The sequence below is a fragment of the Stenotrophomonas sp. Steno-C18 genome, from assembly GCF_056393195.1.
In genome coordinates this window covers 78368-98750 of the sequence record NZ_JBWJOX010000002.1, presented here as the reverse complement: position 1 = coordinate 98750, position 20383 = coordinate 78368, and the positions used below count along the sequence as shown (strand labels likewise).

Sequence of the window (20383 nt, the reverse complement as noted above, 5' to 3'; positions counted from 1 at the left end):
GTAAGCCTTCCCCCGTCAAAGCACCTGCGTGCGGCTGTCGTCGGAGGCTTCGACGGTCGGCACGAAGGTCAGCACCGCGCCGTCCTCGGCGCGCAGCATCCAGCCGGCGCCCTGCGGGCTGGGCGTGAAGGCGACCCGTTGGCCGACGTTGAAGTTGGCGGCCGGGTTGTCCTCGCGCTGCGGCCAATGCAGTTGCGCGGTGTTCTCCGCGTTGCTCGGGTCTTCCAGCGCGACGGTGCGGCCGCCATCGGCTGCTTCGGTGATCGACTTCACCTGCATGTCCGGCAGCGGGCCGGCGGTCAGGCGCCGTGCCTGGCGGTCATTGCGCGCCCGGGTGGACGACTCGCCGGCCTTGCCGCTCACGCCGGCGGCCAGGAACAACGGCGCCGACACCAGCATCGAGGCGCCCGCAGACACCACCAGCGTGCTGATCTCGGACTTGTTCATGCCTTCGCCGGCGCGTGCCGGCGCCACCGCCAGCAGGCAGGTCACGGCAACGCTGGCGACAAACAGGGTAAGCGGGGTCTTCATGGGAATTCCTGGGGAAAGAAAAACGACGGGTTCACAACGTGCGGGTGCGGCTTTCATCCACCGCTTCGATGCTCGGCACGAACGCCAGCGCCGTGCCCTCGGTATCGCGCAGCATCCAGCCGGCGCCCTGCGGGCTGGGCTGGAAGGCGATCATCGCCCCCACGCGGAAGCCGGCCGCGGGGTCGTCCTCGCGCTTGGGCCATTCCAGCGTGGCGCGGTTCTCGGGATTGCCGGGGTCTTCCAGCGCCACCCGGCGGCCGCCATCGGCCGCGGTCTCGATCGACTTGACCTCCAGGTCCGGTAGGTGCCCGGCGCTGAGGCGGCGCTTCTCCCCGCGGCGCTCGCGCGATGCCTTGGACATGTCGGCCGCGCCGCGCACGCCGGCGGCCGACAGGAACATCGGCCCGGACACCACCATCACCGCGCTGAAGCCGGCCACCAGCACCGAGCCCTGCGAGCCGTTGAGGTTCAGCCCGTCCATGCCCGCTTGTGCGGGGGCGCTGGCCAGGCCCAGGCCAGCGACGATGGCGAAGGTGAGTGCGCTGCTGCGGATCAGGTGCTTCATGGGGAGGACGCCTGTCGTGGGGACGCCATGCCGGTCACCGCCGGCACCGGGGTCTGGTGGGGGATGGACAACTCGCGTTCCAGCGCGCCGCTGCGGTGCAGGAAGTCGAACACCGACTCCACCGTCACCACTGAATAGTTGCCGGAGATGCGTTCGCTGGCCGGATGGTCGGTGACGGCCACGTTGTCGGCGAAGAACCGCGCACCCAGGCGCTTGCCGATGCCGATGTGCATGCGGCTGGGCGTGTAGCCACGCTGCTGGAGCCAATCCAGGGTGCGCTTGCGGTCGTCCAGCACGGTGCCGTCGCCGGACTGCGCCATTGCCGCGGCGGTGACCTCCAGGATCCACTGGTTGGAATTCTGGTACTCGGTGCTGCCGGGGTAGGCCAGCATGCTGTAGCGCGGCTCATGCAGCGCACGGGCCTGCGGCGCCGCGCCGGCCAGCAGCGCCTTCAACGCGCCGCGCACCGCCGGCGTCGGGACGCCCACGCGCAGGTCGGTGGTGATCGAGCTTTCGCCGACCAGGTTGACCAGCCCTTCGCGGTACAGGTCGGAGTGGTCGGTCTTGCAGCGGTTGAGCAGGTGCACCACGTCCCAGCTGCCCTGGTCATTGCGCACCAGGAAGGCCAGGTGGCTGTGGCGCAGGCCGTACTTGCTCAGGTCCTGGCCGCCACGCGCGGCCAGCACCACGTCCACGTCGGGCAGGGCATCGAGCGTGTCCGCGGTGACCGCGGCCATGTCGAACATCGCTGCGATGGTGGTGGGCGGCGGATAGCGCGGTGCGCAGGCCTGCTGGGCAAAGGCCGGTGCGGTGAGGGCGGACAACCCGATGCAGGCGGTCAGCAGGCGTGTTCTGCGGTGTTTCATTGGCGCGCATCCTTGCATGGCATTCGAAAAGGAATCGTTAGTTCAGGGGTTACCGGCACGGCCGCCTTGCGTTCGCGGGGACCGTGGCGCCGGGCCACGTGCGGTGGGGCATGGCCGGTTACAGGCCCAGCCGTGCGCGGACGTCGGCCGCGATCCGTGCCGTCTCCCGCAATGGCTCGACGTCCTGTGCGGGCGGATCAAGCACCGCCAGGCCGTCCAGCAACCGCCCGCGTTCGCGCAACGCGGCCTGGAAATGCGCCATCCGCCCCTGCGCGCGCTGTCCCAGCAGCACGCCTACCGGCACCCGCGTGGCGCAGGCCTCGGACAGCAGGTTCACCGAGTCCGGCGTGCACACGATGCGGTCGGCCCAGCCCAGCAGCCCCGCATAGGGATTGGAACCATCGCCGCCATCGCTCCAGATCACCCCGGGCACGTCGTCGAAGGCACGCAGCAGGGCCTGTGTGGTCGCCCGCGGGGTGCGCCGCGAGGTGGTCGCCAGCACGCTGCCGCCGTCGGCGCGGATGCGCGCGGCCAGTTGCGCGAACAGCGGCTGCAGGTCGGCGTCCTGCCACGGCGCATGGTCGGTGGGGCCACCGACGAGCAGCGCGGTGCGCGGGCCGGGCAGTTGTTCGAAGCTGGAGAACGCCGCGCGGCCCCAGGCCAGCCAGTCGTCGTTGACCGGGTTGAGGCTGCCCAGCAGGGTGAGCACGTTGTCGCCGCGCAGGCGGTCATGCTCGGGCACCACCACCAGGTCCCAGTGGCGCGCGCCGATGCGCGGGTCCAGGATCTGCACGGTGCGGGTGCCGCGGCGGCCCAGCAGCCGCAGCGCCGCTGCGGCCTGCCGGCCACAGCCGATGGCCAGCCCCGGCGGGTTGCCGGCCAGCTCGGCGAAGGTGGGGCCAAAGCCGTGCGCGGCGCCGGGCAGCAGCCGCGGCGACAGCCAGCGCCAGGGCGCCTGCGGCTGCAATGCCAGCCGTTGTTGGCCGCCCAGGCGCAGCGTCGATGCCAACGCCACGGCCTGGCGCACGTTGCCGGCGCGGCCGTCGGTGATCGTCCAGGGAAGCGTCGATCGTTTCGCGTATGGCATTAATTCGTTTCAGTAAGTCTGGGTGTTGCAACAGTCGGGGCGTTCTACACTGCGTCCTTGCATCGACGTTGCCATTGTCCGGGGCTTTCCGGCGCAATGCACGACCGTAGCCCTTTCACCACGGAGTTTCCATGTCCGACATCTTCAACGATGCCGCGCTTGACCAGCTGTTCCGCACCGCCCGTACCCAGAACGCCTTCCAGGACCGCCCGGTCGAGGACAGCCAGCTGCGTGCCCTGTACGACCTGCTGAAGTGGGCGCCGACCTCGGCCAACTCGAGCCCGGCACGCTTCGTGTTCGTGAAGTCCGCCGAGGCCAAGCAGAAGCTGGCGCCGGCCCTGTCCGAGGGCAACCTGGCCAAGACCCTGGCCGCGCCGGTCACGGCGATCATCGGTTTCGACCAGGATTTCCACGAGAAGCTGCCGTACCTGTTCCCGCACGCCGACGCCAAGTCCTGGTTCGACGGCCCGCGCGAAGGCCGCCACGAGGCGGCGTTCCGCAACGGCACCCTGCAGGGTGCCTACCTGATCCTGGCCGCCCGCACGCTGGGCCTGGATGCCGGCCCGATGTCCGGCTTCGACCCGGCCAAGGTGGACGAAGCGTTCTTCGCCGGCACCGCCATCAAGTCCAATTTCCTCGTCAACCTGGGCTATGGCGACCCGTCCGGCGTGTTCCCGCGCCTGCCGCGGCTGTCCTTCGACGAAGCCGCGCGCATCGAGTAAGTGTTGCACCGGCGGCGTCCCTCACATCGGGCAACGCCGGGTATGTTGAAACTGCCTGCATTCCCCATTCCCGTCCTCAAGGAGAGTTCCATGTCCAACCTGTCCAAGCTGTTGCTCCCGCTGGCGCTGGCCGCCGCCATCACCGCCTGCTCCAAGCCGGCCGACCCGGCTGCCGCACCGGCCGCCACCCCGGCTGAAACCGCTGCGCCGGCCGAAGCCGCCGCCGCTGCCCCGGCTGCGCCGGAAGCGGCCGCCATCCAGGTTGCCGCCGGCACCTACAAGCTCGACCCGACCCACACCGACGTGCTGGTGCAGTGGAACCACCTGGGCTTCTCCAACCCGACCGCGCACTTCGGCAACGCCGACGGCACCCTGGTGTACGACGCCGCCGACGTGACCAAGTCGACCGTGGAAGTGACCCTGCCGCTGTCGGGCCTGAACAGCTTCACCGCCAAGTTCGACGAGCACCTGCGCAGCGCCGATTTCTTCGACGCCGCCAAGTTCCCGACCGCCACCTTCAAGAGCACCAAGGTGGAAGCGGCCGGCACCAACAAGCTGACCGTCACCGGTGACCTGACCGTCAAGGGCGTGACCAAGCCGGTCGTGCTGGACGTGACCGTCAACGGTGCCGGCGAGCACCCGATGGCCAAGGTGCCGGCCGTCGGCTTCGACGCCACCGCGACCCTGAAGCGCAGCGATTTCGGCATGGGTGCCTACGTGCCGAACGTCGGCGACGAGATCAAGGTGCGCATCACCACCGAAGCCCTGGTCCCGAAGGCTGAAGAAGCCAAGGCCGAGTAATCGGCTCCGGCCCCGGCCGGCATGCGACATGACAAAGGCCCGCCAGCAATGGCGGGCCTTTGTTCTGGATGGGAGCAGTGCCGCTGCCCTCCCATTGCCGCAGGCAAGGCGAGGGCCGGGGAGGGGTAACGCGCTTACTCGCAGCGCACCGCGGTGATCACATTCCCCGCATCCACGTACACCCGCAGGCGGTCCTGGCGGATGTCGCGCGAGACGATGGTGCCCGGGCCGATCGGGTTGACCAGCCCGGCGCCACTTTCCTGCTTCAGGCGGCGGATGGTGGGTTCGTCGTTGGTCTTGCCCACGGCCCACTGCACGCCGGCATCGCTGCAGCGGCCGAAGTCGGTGTCGCGCGCGGCCGACGGGGTGGGCGTGCTCTGGCAGGCACTCAGGCCGGCTGCCAGCACAGCGGCAACCAGCAGCGTACGAAGGGAAGTGGCGCGCTCCATGGGCATTCCAATGGCAACAGGGGCGCTGAGCATAGCAGCGCCATTTTGTACGGATGCCGTCCGGCGCGGTGGCCGGGCGGCGATTAATCGCAGCGCACGGCGGTGATCACGTTCCCGGCGTCCAGGTACACCCGCAGGCGGTCCTGGCGGATGTCGCGCGAGACGATGGTGGTCGGCGTGATCGGGTTGACCAGGCCGGCGCCGCTTTCACGCGAAAGCCGGCGCATGGTGGCCTCGTCGCCCGGCTGCCCCACCGCCCATTGCAGCTCGGTCGCGCTGCAGCGGCCATCGCCGGCGATGGTCGGCCCGGGTGTGGTCAGGCAGCCACCCAATGCCGCAGCGAACACAATGGAAGCGGCGGGCAACAACGCCTTGTGGATGCGGAACAGGTTCATGCATGGACCCGGGAGTCTGCGGCCGGAGGTGGTTGGGCCGAGCATACCAGCCGGCAATGGCCGCACGATTGATCCGAAACAATGTGTGCGTGCGTGAGATTCCCCACCATCCCGAACGACGCCGTTCCTGCGGTTTCAACCTGCGCGCAGCAACGGGTTGCGAAGCCGATCACACCCGCGCATTCGGCGCCGCCGGCGCGCAACACATTGGTGGCATGATCCGGCCTGCATGCAATGTGCTGTTCAACTTTAGGGGAGTGATCCATGAAGCGCATCAGACGATCCATTGCCGCTGCCTGTGCCACGTTCCTGTGTGGTGCACTGGCCCTTCCGCAGGCCGAAGCCTGCACACGCTTCGTCTATCACGGTGCCAACGGTGAAGTGATCACCGGGCGCTCGATGGACTACAAGATCGACACCGGCACGCACCTGTGGACCTTCCCGCGCGGCATGAAGCGCAGTGGCGAAGCCGGGCCCAACTCGCTGCAGTGGACCTCGCGCTACGGCAGCGTCATCGCCAGTGCCTACGACATCTCCACCACCGACGGCATGAACGAAGCCGGGCTGGTCGCCAACCTGTTGTGGCTGGCCGAATCGGAGTACCCCGAGCGCACCACCGGCAAGCCGGGGCTGAGCATCGCGGCGTGGACGCAGTACGTGCTGGACAACTTCGGCACCGTCGACGAAGCGGTGAAGGCGCTCTCGCGCGAACCGTTCCTGCTGGTCTCCGACAGCCCGCCCGGCGAGCAGCGCATGGCCACGCTGCACCTGTCCATTTCCGATGCCAGCGGCGACAGCGCCATCATCGAGTACATCAAGGGCAAGCAGGTCATCCACCACAGCCGCGACTACCAGGTGATGACCAACTCGCCGATCTTCGAGGAGCAGCTGGCGCTGGAAAGCTACTGGCGGCAGATCGGCGGCACCGTGATGTTGCCCGGCACCAACCGCGCCTCCGATCGCTTCGCGCGTGCGTCGTTCTACGTCAACGCCATTCCCAAGGCCGAGGACCCGGTGGAATCCATCGCCAGCGTGTTCAGCGTGATCCGCAACGTGTCGGTGCCGTACGGCATCACCACGCCGGACCAGCCCAACATCTCCTCCACGCGCTGGCGCACCGTGGCCGACCAGAAGCGCCTGCTGTACTTCTTCGAATCGGCACTCACGCCCAACGTGTTCTGGGTGGACATGAAGAAGCTCGACTTCAGCGAGGCCAGCGGCAAGGTACGGCGGCTGGACCTGGGCGAGTTCCAGCGCACCACCTACGCCGGTGAGGCGAATGACCAGTTCAAGGAAACGCCCGCGTTTCGCTTCCTGGGGATCTGAGCGGCGGTGGCCACGGACGTGTTTCGACAAGGAGGGCATGGCATGCGGCATCTGGCCGTTCACCGTTGCATTGCAGTGGTGCTGTTGGCCGCGGGCGCGCTGCCTGCGGTGCAGGCGCAGGAGGCCGCGCAGGACGGCCGCTGGCGTTTCCAGGCCACGCCGTATGTGTGGATGAGTGGCCTGGAAGGCCAGGTGCGGCCGTTCCGCAGTGCGCCGGCCGCCGACGTGGACAAGTCGTTCGCGGAGTTGTTCGAGAGCCTGGATGCGGCGGCCTTCGTCACCGCCACCGCGCGACGCGACCGCTTCGTGCTGCAGGCCGACCTCACCCACGCCTCCACGTCCGACTCGGCCGCACTGCCGATGGGCCTGTCGGCGCGGGCGAAGGTGCGCCAGACCTCGGCCACGCTGACCGCCGGCTATGCCTTCGCCCCGACCGAGGCGGCCGGAGTGGACCTGATGGCGGGACTGCGGCATTGGGATGTCAGCACTGCGGTGGACGCGACCGGCATCGGTTCGGCACGGTCGAAGTTTTCCTTCGTTGACCCGGTCATCGCCGCGCGCTGGCGGCAGGCCGTGGCACCGCGCTGGTCAACGTTGGTGTACGCCGATGCCGGTGGTTTCGGCGTGGGGTCGGACGCGACCTGGCAGGTGCTGGCGCTGGCCAACTACCAGGCCCGTGACAATCTGTTCGTGTCGATGGGCTACCGCCACCTGAGCGTGGATTACCGCGAGCACGGGCGACGGCTGGACGTGGACCTGTCCGGTCCGATGCTGGGCCTGACGTTCCTGTTCGGCAAGGGACACGGCGCGGTCGCCTTGCCGTGAGGCAGGGCCGCACATGACTGCCCCCTCCCTTGCGCCAACGGCGTAGGGGAGGGCTGGGGAGGGGTGCTTCTGACGAAGCAGCCAAACACGCCGGCCGGAAGGCAACCGCTCTCCACCACTCATTCCGCGTCGTTCGAGTTCGCCTTCCAATAGCCAGCGGCGTGGGTCCAGTCCTTCGGCACCTGCAGGTGGCCTTCGACGAACTTGCGCATCATCCGGGCGCGCTTGGATTCAGTGGCAATCCAGTAGAACGCATCGCCGTCGGGTTGCTCGAAGTCGACCAGCGCGTCCTCCAGCAAGGTGCTGGTGGCCGCATCCACGCCATTGCGCTCGAACCACGACACGGTGACCTGTGCAGCGCTGTGCAACGGCTGGCGGTCGCCTTCTTCCGGGATCTCGATGAACACCTCGGCCACTGCGCCTTCGGGCAACTCCTCCAGGCGGCGAGCAATGGCGGGCAGGGCGGTTTCGTCGCCAATCAGCACATAGGCGTCGAAATCGTCGGCAATCACGTGCGAGCCACGTGGGCCGGCCACCACCAGTGCATCGCCGGCCTTGGCATGCGCGGCCCACTGTGTGGCCGGGCCGTCGCCGTGCAGCACGAAGTCCAGCACCAGCTCGCCGGCGTCGGCGTCGTACAGGCGCGGGGTGTAATCGCGGGCCGGCGAGGGCAGCTGGCCTTCCGGGTAACGCGGGCCCTGCTCGGTCAGCACCGGCAGCACGAACTGGCCTTCGGCGTTGGGAAAGAACAGCTTGACGTGGTCATCCGGTGCGCGGCTGTCGAAGCCTTCCAGCGCATCGCCTCCCACCACGATGCGCTGCATGTTCGGGGTCAGGCGTTCGCTGCGCAGCACCTGCAGGTGGCGGAAGCGGGGAGTGAAGCGGATCAACTGGGTTTCATGCAAGGACATGGCAGTACCTGGGGTCAATGACGGCATGGGCCGGGGTGACCTGGCTGGATCGCTCTGGCTGGGTCGTAACGAAAGGGGGAGGGCTTACTCGGGCGGGGTATCGCGCACCAGCGCGGTGGCCTCGTCCAGCAGTGCGGTGATGCGTTCGACGTCGGCGCCCTGCCAGCGGCCATGGCGCTGCATCATCGAATGGGTGAGCTCGCGCATGGCTTCGCGCACCGACGGCGGCAGGTTGGCCTTGGTGATCACGCGCGCGCTGTGGCGCGCACGCAGCAGCGCGTCGTCCACCTCGCCCTGGCGCAGCTTCAACTGGGCCTGGCCGACGGCGGTGATGTGGTAGCGCTTGCGGCCGCCTTCCTCCTCGGCCTGCACCCAGCGCTGGTTCTCGAAGTCGGCCAGCAGCGGGTACACCGAGCCGGCGCTGGGCGTGTAGACGCGCATGAACATCTCGCTGACCTGCTGGATCAGCTCGTAGCCATGGCGCGGCGCCTGGCCGATCAGCGACAGCAGCAGCAGGCGCAGGTCGCCCCGGCCCAGCGGGCGGGGGGAGGGGCGGCGACGGGGTTCGGTGGCACTCATCGGGTCTTTTCGATATATCGAAACGTTCGAAACGATATATCGAAAACTCCATCTGGGCAACACCCGGCGGCTGCGGGCAGCCAGACAGAGCGTTTCGCCAGCGGGATGCAGCACGCTGGCTGGTAATTGCTGCAATGCAGCATGATCATGCCTGTCACGCCGCTGACCCGCCGCGCTGCCAGCCTGCAGCCGCGTCGCTGCCTTGGTTCTGCCGCAAGGCTCTCCCGGGGTTGTCCCGTGGTGTCCCTGATCCCGCTGCATCGCTGTCGTCATCTGTCTTGCGGACACTGGCTTTTACGCCTCCATACGTATGCGTAGCCCGCTTGGCAAGGGGTCGGGTGCGCTACACTTTGGAGTTCAAAACAACGAACAAGCGCGCGTGTGCGTGCAGCAACTTGGGAGCGCTAATGAACTGGTTGAATGAGGTGCTGAACAACGACCCGAACCCCCTGGAGACCCAGGAGTGGATCGAGTCGTTGAAGGCCGTTATCGATGTCGAGGGCCCCGAGCGCGCGCATCAGTTGCTGGAAGGCATGGTTGAACTGACCCGTCGTTCGGGTGCGTTCCTGCCGTTCTCGCCCACCACCGAATACGTCAACACCATCGAGCCGCAGCTGGAGGCCAAGAGCCCCGGCAACGCCGAGCTGGAATGGCGCATCCGCTCCATCATCCGCTGGAACGCGATGGCCACCGTGGTGCGCGCCAACCGCAAGCCGGGTGACCTGGGCGGCCACATCGCCTCGTTCGCCTCCGGCGCGACGCTGTACGACGTGGGCTTCAACCACTTCTGGCGCGCCCCGAGCGACACCCATCCGGGCGACCTGCTGTTCATCCAGGGCCACAGCGCCCCGGGCATCTACTCGCGCGCGTTCCTGGAAGGCCGCATCGACGAGCAGCAGCTGGACAAGTTCCGCATGGAAGTGGACGGCGGTGGCCTGTCCTCCTACCCGCACCCGTGGCTGATGCCGGACTTCTGGCAGACCCCGACCGTGTCGATGGGCCTGGGCCCGCTGGCCGCCATCTACCAGGCGCAGTTCATGCGCTACCTGGAAAACCGCGGCCTGATCGAGAAGAGCGACCGCAAGGTGTGGTGCTTCATCGGTGACGGCGAGTCTGACGAGCCGGAAACCCTGGGCGCCATCGCCCTGGCCGGCCGCGAAGGCCTGGACAACCTGATCTTCGTGGTCAACTGCAACCTGCAGCGCCTGGACGGCCCGGTGCGCGGCAACGGCAAGATCATCCAGGAACTGGAAGGCGTGTTCCGTGGCGGCGGCTGGAACGTCATCAAGCTGCTGTGGGGCTCGTACTGGGATCCGCTTCTGGCCAAGGACACCAACGGCGTCCTGAAGAAGCTGATGATGGAAACCGTCGACGGCGAATACCAGAATTGCAAGGCCTTCGGCGGCGCGTATACGCGCGAGCATTTCTTCGGCAAGTATCCGGAAACCGCCGCGATGGTGGCCAGCCTGTCCGACGACGACATCTGGCGCCTGAACCGTGGTGGCCACGACCCGCACAAGGTGTACGCCGCCTACCACCAGGCCGTGAACACCAAGGGCATGCCGACCGTGATCCTGGCCAAGACGGTCAAGGGCTACGGCATGGGCAGCGCCGGCGAGGCACTGAACCCCACCCACCAGACCAAGAAGCTGGACGACGAAGCGGTGCGCCACTTCCGCGACCGCTTCAACATCCCGGTCACCGACGAGCAGCTCAAGGACGGCCAGGTGCCGTTCTACCACCCGGGCCCGGACTCGCCGGAAGTGAAGTACCTGCAGGAGCGCCGTGCTTCGCTGGGTGGCTACCTGCCGCAGCGCCGCCAGAAGGCCGACAAGTCCTTCACAGCGCCGAAGCTGGAAACCTACGAGCGCCTGCTCAAGGAATCCGGCGAGCGCACCTACTCCACCACCATGGCCTTCGTGCAGACGCTGAACATCAGCCTGCGTGACAAGGAGCTGGGCCCGCGCCTGGTGCCGATCGTCGCAGACGAAGCGCGCACCTTCGGCATGGAAGGCCTGTTCCGTCAGATCGGCATCTACGCCCCGTACGGCCAGAAGTACAAGCCGGTCGACGCCGACCAGCTGATGTACTACCGCGAGGACCAGAGCGGCCAGGTGCTGCAGCAGGGCATCAGCGAGCCGGGCGCGATCGCCTCGTGGATGGCGGCCGGTACCAGCTACTCGGTCAGCAACGTGCCGATGCTGCCGTTCTACATCTACTATTCGATGTTCGGCTTCCAGCGCGTGGGCGACCTTGCCTGGCAGGCGGCGGACATGCGTACCCGCGGCTTCCTGCTCGGCGGCACCGCCGGCCGCACCACGCTCAACGGCGAAGGCCTGCAGCACGAAGACGGCTTCAGCCACATCGTGGCCGGCGGCATCCCGAACGTGCGCAGCTACGACCCGACCTTCGGTTACGAAGTCACTGTGATCCTCCAGCACGGCACCAAGGCCATGATGGAAGACCAGATCGACGAGTACTACTACATCACCCTGATGAACGAGAACTACACCCACCCGGCCATGCCGGAAGGTGCAGCCGAGGGCATCATCAAGGGCATGTACCTGCTCACCGACGCCGGCAAGCCGAAGAAGGGCGAGCTGCGCGTGCAGCTGCTGGGCAGCGGCACCATCCTGCGCGAGGCCATTGCAGCGGCCGAACTGCTGGACAAGGATTTCGGCGTCACCGCCGACATCTGGAGCTGCCCGAGCTTCAACGAACTGCGCCGCGATGGCTTCGACGCCGAGCGTTGGAACCGCCTGCACCCGGAAGCCGAACAGCGCAAGCCGTACGTCACCCAGCTGCTGGAAGGCCGCCAGGGCCCGGTCATCGCCGCCACGGACTACGTGCGCGCCTACACCGACCAGATCCGCGCCTTCGTGCCGGGCACCTACTCGGTCCTGGGCACCGACGGCTTCGGCCGCTCGGACACCCGCGCCAACCTGCGTCGCTTCTTCGAGGTTGACCGTTACTACATCGCGCATGCGGCGATCGCCGCGTTGGCGAAGGACGGGAAGATGACGGCGAAGGATGTCGCCCGGGCTATCAAGCAGTATGGGATTGATCCGGAGAAGGCTAATCCTGTTGGGGTTTGAGTGTCGATCCAACGGCACCACAGTTGAAGTAAAAAGGCCCGCATCGCGGGCCTTTTTTATATTTTTATTCATGGGAAAATGATGCAGGACTAATCGAACTCGCCAAGGTAGTCGAGGCGGGAATCTATCTAAATGCTAAGGAGGGGCTTGGCGTGACAAAACTCGGGGAAGTACTAAAACAGCCAGATACGGTGATCTTCGTAGGTTCAGGAATATCCCTTTGGTCTGGGCTGCCAAGCTGGACCGGGCTCGTCAGCGAGCTTCGAGACTTCCTCGACGCGGCTGGCATCAATACCGGCCTCCTCACCACGGAGCTAGTTCATGGCGACCTGCTTCAAGCGGCGAGCTATGGCTTCGATAAATTAACGAAGTCACAGATCAGCGAATTTATTAGATCGTCCTGTAAGCTCGGCTCTGCACAACCCCATGAAATCCATAAGGCGATAACTAGACTCGGTCCTCGCTGTTTCGTCACTACAAACTATGATGACCTCTTGGAGCAGGCCTTAAGGTTAAGGCCATCAAAGGGACGGTTAAGGGTCATAACCAACCGTCAACTTACTGAAATGGCAGACATCGTGCACGCAAGAGCGAGTGACTTCCTCTTCAAGCCCCATGGAGACGCGGGCGATAGCGAAAGCATAATCCTCACTAGAGAGCAGTATCGTCAGCTTCTTCCGCAGGGCGAGCGACATGCCGCGCTCGAGGCACTAAAGACAATTTTGGTCAGCAGGCCAGTCGTCTACCTAGGATTTGGATTGCGCGATCCGGATTTCAATTATCTGAAGGACGTAATCTCGAACACATATGGCGGGGGGGAGCGCGAACACTACGCGGTGATGCCGGATGTCTCCCAGGAGGAAGCAGACTACTGGCGGCGCAAGTATGGTCTCAACCTCGTCGGCTACAAAACTGAAGAGGGTAAGGATGGTCATCCAGATCATGGGGAGTTGCTGAAACTGCTCAATCAGCTTGCGTCTGAAACCGATGAAACTGCAGTTGGTGAGGCCTTCAGTGTTGAGTCGCCCCCCGTCGTACTGGCTCTTGCGCGCCACGCGGCAAATATTTCGCGTGCGCCAAGAATTCAAGATGAGGTGCCAATTCTGGCTGTTCCCAGGAACAACGAGGACCGTTGGCGATATTCTGGCGAGCTAGTAGTTGATCTGTTGCAGGAATCTATCCCGCGGATGATTGTGTGTGGTCTGCCAGGATCTGGAAAAAGCTACGCGCTCAGGAGAGCTGCGGCGAGGCATGGTGAAGCACTGCGTGCCAGTTGCCTCGCTGAATCCTTCAATCCAAGCAAAGCTACGGTCCCGATTTTCATAGATCTCAAGCTGTACAGAGGGAGTCTGTCCGACCTGATTTCAGCTGGCCTCCCGACAGCAATTCCGTTCCAGCAGGCATCAAAGTGTATTCGATTCTGCGTGTATCTCGACTCGTTCAATGAAATGCCGCGAGAGTACTTAGACGATGGATCATTCCTGTCGGACTTTTCAGGCTTGCTAGGTTCGCGTCCAGAAATTTGTGTTGTTCTGGGGTCGCGAACCTCGGATGGCTTGGAGGAGCTCGACTATCCGACATTTGATCTGGACGACATTGATCGTGATTACGTTGTCTCATCCCTGCGTAAAGTTGGTGTTGAGGTGGAGGGCGAATTCTTCGAAGAGTTACTGGCACTGTTCAGAAAGCCCTTCTACTTTCAGATGCTTAGAACAGGCATCATCAACGTGCCAGAGAGGGCGCGTCCTAGAGATATCTATGAATCATTGTTGACTGATATTGAATCAAGTTTCGAGTCTAGGTTCAGCACACAGTTCGATCTCCGGGCCGCCCTCTCGTTGGTAGCATACGACGCTGTAGATCAGGGTTTAGAGGCATTTGAGTCGCGAAAGTTGCTCGTGGCCATTGCCCGCGAGAGGCGAGGCGCGGCTAACGCCGATTTTGAGCCGGCCGACGTTGTCAACTGGCTCGTGTCCAAGTCTCTCCTTATTCCGCACCCGAACGGGCTTGTCTCATTTGTACATCAGTCTGTCACTGAATACTTGGCGGCACTCGAGCTGGCCAGAGTTTTTACGTCTACTCCCGATATTCTAAGTAGGAAGCTAGCCCTCCATCGCTGGGATCAGGCTCTCTTTTTGACGTTAGGGATGCTCTCGGCTGAAGCATCGGCTGATTTTACAGGCCGAGTGTTATCAGTTGATTTCGTGCTTGCGATTAATGCTTCCAAATACATGGAGTATGGGCAAGGTGCATTGGTTTCCGTGCTTCTCCAAGAGATAATAGATCGCAATATGAGTCGTGAATACAGCGAAACTTCGCATCGTATTGCAATTTCCATCGAAAGGAGTCTAGCAGTATCAGTTGAACACAGGCTTCTGTTAACGGAGCTTATGGCGCAGGGGGGCATGATTGGCGGAAAGGCGGGTGCGAAGCTTCTACAGATCTGTGGTGCGGAAGCAAAGGGAGAGGTCATCCGTCAAGTATTCGGGAATCCGGATGATTACAATTTCTGCGCGAACGGTGTAGGTGCCGAGCTGGTCAAGATGGCGTCACGGGAGGATGCAGTTGCATTTCTTAATGCGGCGGACGAGATGGAGGCGGCCGAAGAGTTTGTAGAGGACGATGCCCAAGGGATTATCACGCTCGGGGCGGATATTCTGGCAGAGCTCGGTGTAGCCGAAACGCGGAGGGTGATTGGCGACGTCTCCGAGTTCGTCGCGAAACGGCCTCTTGCGGCCAAAATGGCTTGTCAATCGTTATGGTGGAAAGAATCTAATGAAGCGGCTGAGCTGGTGGGGGAGCTTTTGCTCGAAGGAGCAAAGGGTGCAATCGTCGCCTTATCATTTATGGCTCGTGATGGTGAGGGCGGCGGGGGAATGAGTTGGAGCACCTTTGGACCAGCTCACGCCGAGATTCTTTGCGATAGTGCGGTGTCTGGTGAATCTTGGGCTCTGCGCGGATTGCGCTCCATGTGTAGTGCGCAGAATGAGGTTCGTTTGTTGGTGCAGGAAAGAGCTGAATCTTCGAGCGGACTTTCTAGGTTGGCGCTTGAGTACGTAGTTGGTAATGACGAAAACGTATTCGGCATTCTTGAGTCAATTGCAGATTGCGTCGATGTAGTATCTGAGGGGGAAATAGTAAAGATGCTCAGCGGTGTTCGATTGAAGTGGAATGGAAGAGAGGATCTTCTTCTTAAACTGTTGAGGCTGAGGAACCCTATCCTTGCGACCAGTCTGATTGACGCGCTGGGCATATGGGGAGAAAGATCTGATTTTGAGGTGGATCCGGGTGACCATGGATGGTGGCTACAGTGGATGTTGGACGTGGAGGATTTCATGTTCCGAGATAGACTGGGGCAATTCCTCGTATCATGTGCGCCAGAGTCATACTCTGATGTGTTCTTGGATGAACTCGGTAGGAGCGAATCTCCATACAGAGGTATTTTGACCAGGTATGTGCTGAACAAGCGTCGCGACCTGACTACGGACTGCCTATCTCAAGGTGCGATCGAGTACTTGCTTGAGGATGTGCAGGTCAATCCAGGTTGGAACGGCCACCTCCTCGGATCAATCGCAACGGAGCGCTTCGTGGAGGGAAGGATGATGCCGCTAATGTCAAGCGTGCAAGGCGCACGAGCAGAGCTGATCAGGGATGCTGTTCGAAAAGCGGGGAGCCGTCATGGCCGCAGATATGATCTTGCGGGCGCGGCTTGGACGTAAGTAGAACATCGGCAAAAGCAGGGGTCGGAGACAATTTAATAAACTCCTGGCCGCGGTCCTCTGATATTGGGTTTTCTTCGAACAACGGGGTCAGGTTCACTTAAGTGGCCTGCCCTTTTTGTTTTTGTGGTCGATGGGCGGGTCGGGTGCCGGCGAAGCGCCGGGTTTTTGCCTCTACCATCAGGCGGAAGGCGTCGTGTCCCAGTGCGCGTTTTTGTTGGAGGTGGTCGCGGATTTTTGAAAGCAAAAACAGGGGTCAGCAAAAGCAGGGGTCAGAGTCGAATTTCAGGGAAAAACAGGGTCAGAGTCGATTTTCTAATTCTCTGGTCTTTGTTTCTTGGGTCGACCAACTTTTCCGGGTGTTAGTTTGCGACCGAGTTGGGCTTCGATGGCTGCTCGAAATCGGTCGCTCCCCATTGGGCGCTGATGTCGCATGTGGTTGCTGAAGCGGGAGGCGTCTTCATTGCAGGCCTGCTGTACCAACTCCCGATAGGCATGCTGCCGTTCTGCTTCTGAGCGGGCCAGGCAGCTGTAGCAGGCGTGCGGGCGAATGAGCGGGTCGGCTCTGCCCAGCGCGTTGTGGTGGTAGCTCGACCATCGGTAGTCACCTGCATGGGGCACCATTCCGGCTCGGACGGGATTGAGTTCGATTTAGCGATAGCATCGCAGCAGGTGTTCGTCGTTGGCGACGAGGTGGGATTTGTACCGATCCTCCCACAGCGTGCCGGTCTGCGCGGATGCATCGTTGATGTAGCGGACGCATTGACGACCAAGTGACTGTATTAAACGGCTGATGGCTCCCTATTGAAGCGGAGTGACCAATAGATGCACATGATTGGTCATCAGTACATACGCGTGAACGTCGCAAGTCCCTTTGAGCGAAAGTTCGTGCAAGTCCTGCAAATAGCGTGTGTGATCGATGTCGCGGAAGAAGCAATGCTGGCGGTTGTTGCCGCGTTGCACCACGTGTTGGACTATCCCGGGCAGATCGATTCTTGGTTGTCTGGTTATCTCAACCTGGCTGTGTGTGCAGGCGAAGCTGAGGTGCTTGGCTACTAGGGGCTATCCGTAGATAGTGGTCTATAGCAAGGATTCGTTTCTAGCTCCGGTTTTCCACTCAGCTTGCTCGCAGGCTTACCCTGCGTGCAACCCAATCCAGGTCGACCTTGGTGTAAAGGCGGGTTTCATGAACGGCTACTTCGAAGTGGCCAGCAGCTCTGCAACCGGGTCGTCTACCTTCTTGAATGCCTTGTCATATACATGGCTCTGGTGAAAGGCCAGGTAGGCCCGTTGTTCATCGCTGAAATCACCGGTGGTTCTGCGAGACTTCAAGTTCAACCCGATGTCTTTGACAACTTCCGTCGGCAGATGTTTCGAGCATTCAATGTGCCCCGTGTTGGTGAAAGTGATCCAGCCCCGATCGAAGAGGAAGTCGGCGTGAGGGGCTAGGAGCAAACCGTTTGCTCCGTCGACGCGCTCATTACCTGTTTCACAGGCTGACCAGGGCTTCATGTGGCTTGCGCGCAAGAACCGGAGGTCCGCAATGCCAGTGATGCGGCATTCCTTCTCAAAAGAAAGCAGCCGTCGTTTGAACAAGCTTTGCTTGGTTCTTACCTCTGTGAGCTTCTTGGCCGACGTCGCGTCCAGCTCCAGAATCGCGTTTCTATAGAGCGTGTCGACGAGCTCAGTGGAATCTGTGCTGATAGGCTCGAGCTCGAACACGATGGCCACCCGGGGAGTGTCCTTCGTATCGCGAACATTGGCTTGTGAGTAGGCGTTTAAGCAGCGGAACTCACCAACGTATCGATAAGGGCGCCTATGCCCCATCATTTGGAATAGAATCAGCCGCTTGTTGTTGGCGAGGTGTTCGCGGATTGCGCGATTCCCGCCCTTATCCTGCATGTCGCCAATCTGGCCCTCGCCGTAATAGTGGAAATGGCCATTGTCGTCCCAGAAGTCGTGGTAGCCGTGCTGCTTGCCGGCTTCCCCCGTAAAAATAATGACGAAAGGGCTGGTGGCCGGTGTTGAGATACCACCTTGGCGTTGACCGCCGAGGACACCATGGATATCCAGTCGGCGGCTGTAGAGCGCGCCGATTTCATACTGCGGGTCAACTGCAACATTCGTCATCCGGCTCTGCGCCCCCTAATCGCCAGTATCAGCGCCCTCTTGGCTATTTCGGCGCATCGCGTGCCTTTATATGCGCAATCAGCGAAGTATGGAAGCATGTGTAGGTAGATGCAGCATCGAAGCCTGCGACTTCCTGCGCTCCCGACATCAACCCGCGCATGTGTGACCTTGGTATCGCTTTAGAAATTAGGTGCGGCGTGACGCGCTGGATCGGAGGGCCTCAGCATGGAAGGCGCTTTGCGTTCGGCTGAATCAGGGCGAGGCCGTGGCAACTAGGAGGACTTTCATCGACTTGCGTCAACGCGGCCGACGCAGTTTTCCGCTCGCCACGTTGCAGGGATCGCTCTGCTGTTTGGCATTCCGTTCGGAGAAAGGGCAGCGAAACCTAACACCTGGATCTCGGCTGGAGGGACTGATCCGGGCCATCCTTGCTGCGTTCTAGTGGGCGGAAGTGAGAGATGGGGAGAGAAGGGTACTTGCTGTCTTGAAGTATCTGTATCGAGGTGCAGGTAATTGGAAGGCCTGCGGGGCAGTGCTGTTGCAAGACCGAGCTGGGTCTTATTGGGTGACGATTCAATCCTGCTTAGACCCAGGGTAGCTCTTCGTACCGGAGCAAGTGCTCCTATCCGACCTGCTTTGGTGTCATTGGGATGGAGATGGTCCCAACGACTTGGACCATGCATTCCACGAGTTCGTAGGATTGCGCGACGTCGGAAAGGAGGATGCTGAGTTGCATCCTCTCATTGGATCAACAATGGAAGTCGCTGCACTTTTCTTTGAAGCGCGTGGCCGATGGGACGTCCGCTGCTCGCGGTACTTGAGAGAGATGTATTCCGGTTGGGTCGGTTGAGCTAGTGCGGGCCCGAGGCCGGGTCGCCATGTCTGCAAAAGCATCCGACGCTACACGGGTGCTTGCATCAATCCGGCTGATCGTAAGAGTCGGGCTCATCTCTTGCGTTGCCGATGTTCCATTACGGAGAGGGCCGGTTTAACGGTGCGATTGGGTACGATACGCGCCACCTGCTTTCTCCGCTCCGGATTCCGCTGCCCAGCCTGGCGGCCATCCGCGATGTTCTGCACCTGCGCTTTTCAACCTCGACCACCCCATGATCGCCACCCTTCTCGTAGGCATGTTGTGTGTCTACCTGCTGAGTTTCACGGTGATGTTCCTGCTCATCAGCCGGCGGCTGCGCGGCGAGAAGATGGGCATGGACGCGTTTGCGGTGGGCAATCTCACGCTGGGCATGGCCTACGTGCTGCAGCTGCTGGAGGGGCCGGCGGGTTGGAGCTGGATGAGCGTGGTCAACCATTCGCTCACGCTCTGCTCGCTGCTGGCGTATTGCGTAGGTGGGGTGCGCTTCTTTGGCCGCGCCATGCCCCTGCTGTGGCCATCAGTCGGCATTGGCGTGGGTTATGCCGTGGTGCAGGTGCTGGTGGATGCGGCGTGGGGTTCGGTGGCGCGCTATGCGCTACTCGCGGCGACCTGTGCGCTGTGCTTCATCGGCATGGTGGCGGTGCTGTTGCATGGCGTGCGCACGTTCGCGCGCGACCTGCGCGGTGAGGTGCTGCTGTTCGCGTTGCTGATCAGTGGCATCTGCGTGCTCAATGTCATCAAGCTCATCAAGCTGCTCAGCGGCGGGCTGGCGGCGCTGAGCATGGATGGCCTGTTCCAGATGGTCTTCTATGTCTATATGTGCTCGCTGGCGACCATCCTGCCGCCGTCGATCGTGTGGCTGGTGTTGCGCCGCCTGACCGATGCGCTCCGTGGCATGGCCGCGCGTGATCCGCTGACCCAGCTGCTCAACCGTCGCGGCCTGACCGAGGCTTTGGACGCCTGGTTCCGGCGGCCCAATGCCCGGGCTCGCCTGTTGCTGGTCGATGTCGACCACTTCAAGCGCATCAACGACAACTACGGCCACCATGTGGGCGACGCGGTGCTGTGTGGCGTGGCGGATGCGCTGCGTGGCGCGGTGCGCAAGGACGACCTGGTGTGCCGGCTGGGGGGCGAGGAGTTCGCCGCCATCTGCATGGGCGCCGACGATGCGGCGGCACGGCGCGTGGCCGAGCGGGTGCGCGGGGCCATCCAGGACAAGGTGATGCTGCAAGGCCCCCGTTACGCGGGGCTGCGCTGCACGGTAACGGTGGGCGTGTCGCACTGCTTTGGCGACGAGGCCTCGCTGGAGCGCGCCATGCAGGACGCCGATGCCGCGCTCTATCGCGGCAAGCGCGCCGGGCGCAATCGCGTGGAGTGGGCGTTGCCGGTGGTGGATGCCCCGCCAGGAAGCGCGCCGATGAAGGCGGAAGCGGACGTGGCGCTCACCTGAGGCGCAGGCCCGGCCGCGCGGGAGGACGTGTGGCCTGGCCGATTCCCGCCGAAGGGGA

The 20383-nt window shown here is 63.0% G+C and carries 17 protein-coding genes; 7 read left to right on the top strand and 10 right to left on the bottom strand.

Annotation, left to right across the window (positions count from 1 at the left end):
- Window positions 1–15 precede the first annotated feature (15 nt).
- The 4 genes from AC06FE_RS04965 to AC06FE_RS04950 all read right to left on the bottom strand — a co-directional run bounded on the left by AC06FE_RS04965 (window position 16) and on the right by AC06FE_RS04950 (window position 3049).
- Entirely contained in the window at window positions 16–531 is a 516-nt protein-coding gene (locus AC06FE_RS04965; protein WP_132863420.1) for a hypothetical protein, read from the bottom strand.
- A 31-nt stretch (window positions 532–562) separates the two neighbouring features.
- Window positions 563–1096: a hypothetical protein gene (locus AC06FE_RS04960; protein ID WP_478072410.1), complete on the bottom strand. Its 534-nt coding sequence runs from the start codon at window positions 1094–1096 to the stop codon at window positions 563–565.
- Window positions 1093–1962, bottom strand: coding sequence for a DUF2145 domain-containing protein (locus AC06FE_RS04955; RefSeq protein ID WP_478072409.1), 870 nt, complete (start codon window positions 1960–1962; stop codon window positions 1093–1095). The genes AC06FE_RS04960 and AC06FE_RS04955 overlap by 4 nt, the downstream gene beginning before the upstream one ends.
- Window positions 1963–2080: 118 nt before the next feature.
- On the bottom strand, window positions 2081–3049 hold the full coding sequence (locus tag AC06FE_RS04950; protein ID WP_132863424.1) for a mitochondrial fission ELM1 family protein: 969 nt from the start codon (window positions 3047–3049) through the stop codon (window positions 2081–2083).
- A gap of 131 nt (window positions 3050–3180) precedes the next feature.
- Here AC06FE_RS04950 and AC06FE_RS04945 point away from each other — a divergent pair, with 131 nt between their 5' ends.
- Together AC06FE_RS04945 and AC06FE_RS04940 are read left to right on the top strand one after the other, a co-directional pair.
- Complete coding sequence (locus tag AC06FE_RS04945) at window positions 3181–3771, top strand: malonic semialdehyde reductase (RefSeq protein ID WP_132863426.1); 591 nt, start codon at window positions 3181–3183, stop codon at window positions 3769–3771.
- A 90-nt stretch (window positions 3772–3861) separates the two neighbouring features.
- Window positions 3862–4572, top strand: a complete 711-nt coding sequence (locus tag AC06FE_RS04940; protein WP_192286776.1) for a YceI family protein — start codon at window positions 3862–3864, stop codon at window positions 4570–4572.
- A 134-nt stretch (window positions 4573–4706) separates the two neighbouring features.
- Here the strand turns inward: AC06FE_RS04940 and AC06FE_RS04935 are convergent, their stop codons facing one another.
- Complete coding sequence (locus tag AC06FE_RS04935; protein ID WP_446540678.1) at window positions 4707–5021, bottom strand: hypothetical protein; 315 nt, start codon at window positions 5019–5021, stop codon at window positions 4707–4709.
- Window positions 5022–5104: 83 nt separating this feature from the next.
- Window positions 5105–5416 carry an I78 family peptidase inhibitor gene (locus AC06FE_RS04930; protein ID WP_478072408.1) on the bottom strand — a complete coding sequence of 104 codons (312 nt, stop codon included), beginning with the start codon at window positions 5414–5416 and terminating at the stop codon, window positions 5105–5107.
- A 264-nt stretch (window positions 5417–5680) separates the two neighbouring features.
- Here AC06FE_RS04930 and AC06FE_RS04925 point away from each other — a divergent pair, with 264 nt between their 5' ends.
- Entirely contained in the window at window positions 5681–6742 is a 1062-nt protein-coding gene (locus AC06FE_RS04925; RefSeq protein WP_478072406.1) for a linear amide C-N hydrolase, read from the top strand.
- Between the two features lie 42 nt (window positions 6743–6784).
- Window positions 6785–7567 (top strand): hypothetical protein, encoded by a 783-nt coding sequence (locus AC06FE_RS04920; protein WP_478072405.1) that lies wholly within the window; start codon window positions 6785–6787, stop codon window positions 7565–7567.
- 119 nt (window positions 7568–7686) lie between these two features.
- Here AC06FE_RS04920 and AC06FE_RS04915 read toward each other — a convergent pair whose 3' ends face one another.
- Together AC06FE_RS04915 and AC06FE_RS04910 are read right to left on the bottom strand one after the other, a co-directional pair.
- A complete protein-coding gene (locus AC06FE_RS04915; RefSeq protein WP_478072404.1) occupies window positions 7687–8478 on the bottom strand; it encodes a siderophore-interacting protein in 792 nt (263 codons plus the stop codon).
- 84 nt (window positions 8479–8562) lie between these two features.
- Complete coding sequence (locus AC06FE_RS04910; RefSeq protein ID WP_132863436.1) at window positions 8563–9057, bottom strand: PadR family transcriptional regulator; 495 nt, start codon at window positions 9055–9057, stop codon at window positions 8563–8565.
- A 407-nt stretch (window positions 9058–9464) separates the two neighbouring features.
- Here AC06FE_RS04910 and aceE point away from each other — a divergent pair, with 407 nt between their 5' ends.
- Both aceE and AC06FE_RS04900 read left to right on the top strand, forming a co-directional pair.
- On the top strand, window positions 9465–12152 hold the full coding sequence (gene aceE / locus AC06FE_RS04905; protein WP_313252855.1) for a pyruvate dehydrogenase (acetyl-transferring), homodimeric type: 2688 nt from the start codon (window positions 9465–9467) through the stop codon (window positions 12150–12152).
- Window positions 12153–12304: 152 nt separating this feature from the next.
- Window positions 12305–15871 carry an SIR2 family protein gene (locus AC06FE_RS04900; RefSeq protein ID WP_478072403.1) on the top strand — a complete coding sequence of 1189 codons (3567 nt, stop codon included), beginning with the start codon at window positions 12305–12307 and terminating at the stop codon, window positions 15869–15871.
- A gap of 801 nt (window positions 15872–16672) precedes the next feature.
- Here the strand turns inward: AC06FE_RS04900 and AC06FE_RS04895 are convergent.
- Window positions 16673–16834, bottom strand: coding sequence for a transposase (locus AC06FE_RS04895; RefSeq protein WP_478072402.1), 162 nt, complete (start codon window positions 16832–16834; stop codon window positions 16673–16675).
- A gap of 231 nt (window positions 16835–17065) precedes the next feature.
- Window positions 17066–18001: an HNH endonuclease gene (locus AC06FE_RS04890; RefSeq protein ID WP_478072401.1), complete on the bottom strand. Its 936-nt coding sequence runs from the start codon at window positions 17999–18001 to the stop codon at window positions 17066–17068.
- Between the two features lie 1106 nt (window positions 18002–19107).
- On the opposite strand from AC06FE_RS04890, the gene AC06FE_RS04885 reads away from it, so the two are divergent.
- The gene (locus AC06FE_RS04885; RefSeq protein ID WP_478072400.1) at window positions 19108–20325 is read left to right on the top strand and encodes a GGDEF domain-containing protein; all 1218 of its coding nucleotides are present in this window, start codon (window positions 19108–19110) and stop codon (window positions 20323–20325) included.
- Window positions 20326–20383: the final 58 nt, after the last annotated feature.

Coding starts and splice junctions, on each gene's coding strand:
- AC06FE_RS04940 (WP_192286776.1), top strand. CDS start 3,862: ATGTCCAACCTGTCCAAGCTGTTGCTCCCGCTGGCGCTGGCCGCCGCC.
- AC06FE_RS04935 (WP_446540678.1), bottom strand. CDS start 5,021: ATGGAGCGCGCCACTTCCCTTCGTACGCTGCTGGTTGCCGCTGTGCTG.
- AC06FE_RS04965 (WP_132863420.1), bottom strand. CDS start 531: ATGAAGACCCCGCTTACCCTGTTTGTCGCCAGCGTTGCCGTGACCTGC.
- AC06FE_RS04945 (WP_132863426.1), top strand. CDS start 3,181: ATGTCCGACATCTTCAACGATGCCGCGCTTGACCAGCTGTTCCGCACC.
- aceE (WP_313252855.1), top strand. CDS start 9,465: ATGAACTGGTTGAATGAGGTGCTGAACAACGACCCGAACCCCCTGGAG.
- AC06FE_RS04960 (WP_478072410.1), bottom strand. CDS start 1,096: ATGAAGCACCTGATCCGCAGCAGCGCACTCACCTTCGCCATCGTCGCT.
- AC06FE_RS04920 (WP_478072405.1), top strand. CDS start 6,785: ATGCGGCATCTGGCCGTTCACCGTTGCATTGCAGTGGTGCTGTTGGCC.
- AC06FE_RS04955 (WP_478072409.1), bottom strand. CDS start 1,962: ATGAAACACCGCAGAACACGCCTGCTGACCGCCTGCATCGGGTTGTCC.
- AC06FE_RS04890 (WP_478072401.1), bottom strand. CDS start 18,001: ATGACGAATGTTGCAGTTGACCCGCAGTATGAAATCGGCGCGCTCTAC.
- AC06FE_RS04925 (WP_478072406.1), top strand. CDS start 5,681: ATGAAGCGCATCAGACGATCCATTGCCGCTGCCTGTGCCACGTTCCTG.
- AC06FE_RS04910 (WP_132863436.1), bottom strand. CDS start 9,057: ATGAGTGCCACCGAACCCCGTCGCCGCCCCTCCCCCCGCCCGCTGGGC.
- AC06FE_RS04915 (WP_478072404.1), bottom strand. CDS start 8,478: ATGTCCTTGCATGAAACCCAGTTGATCCGCTTCACTCCCCGCTTCCGC.
- AC06FE_RS04885 (WP_478072400.1), top strand. CDS start 19,108: ATGATCGCCACCCTTCTCGTAGGCATGTTGTGTGTCTACCTGCTGAGT.
- AC06FE_RS04930 (WP_478072408.1), bottom strand. CDS start 5,416: ATGAACCTGTTCCGCATCCACAAGGCGTTGTTGCCCGCCGCTTCCATT.
- AC06FE_RS04950 (WP_132863424.1), bottom strand. CDS start 3,049: ATGCCATACGCGAAACGATCGACGCTTCCCTGGACGATCACCGACGGC.